We start from the raw sequence: 503 nt of genomic DNA, 5'->3' as shown, positions 1-503 counted from the left end.
TCGTCTACCGCACGCGGCTGCGCCCTCGCCTCGCCGCGCTGGGCCGGCCGGCGCACGTCCTCGACATCGGCTCCGGCCGTGCAGCCTGCCGAGTCCGCACCCGTGGCTGCCCCTCCCGTCCCGGCCGGCCCGGTCACGCTCGACCGCCTCCAGCAGGCGTGGCCGCAGGTTCTCGCGCAGCTCGAGAACGTGAGCCGCTCGTCGTGGATGCTCGCCTCGGGCGCCCGTACCGTGGCGCTCGACGACGACGTGCTCACCCTCGCGTTCTCGAGCCAGAGCGACGTCGCGAAGTTCAAGCAGCTCGCCGCGGGCAAGGGCCCCAGCGAAGACCTGCGTCAGGCGATCCTGGCCGTGCTCGGCATCCGGGTGAAGTACATCGCCCGTCACGACGCTGCCGGCGGTTCCGGTGGCGCGGCGGCGCCGGCACCCTCGAGTCCCGGCCGCGAGGCTCCGCGTCAGGCGGCCGCACCGGAGGCGCCGGCCGCCCGCTCCGCCGCTGCCCC

Annotated in this window: 1 pseudogene; it reads left to right on the top strand. The window is 75.9% G+C overall.

Going from position 1 to position 503, the window contains the following annotated elements:
- Positions 1-102 precede the first annotated feature (102 nt).
- Positions 103-503: pseudogene (locus AC3A46_RS19525) on the top strand (DNA polymerase III subunit gamma and tau); the annotation flags it as partial.

This window comes from Microbacterium sp. Soil_C_42 (assembly GCF_057656735.1).
Note: the sequence above shows the minus strand (reverse complement) of the source record. Positions and strands in the feature narration are given on the sequence as shown.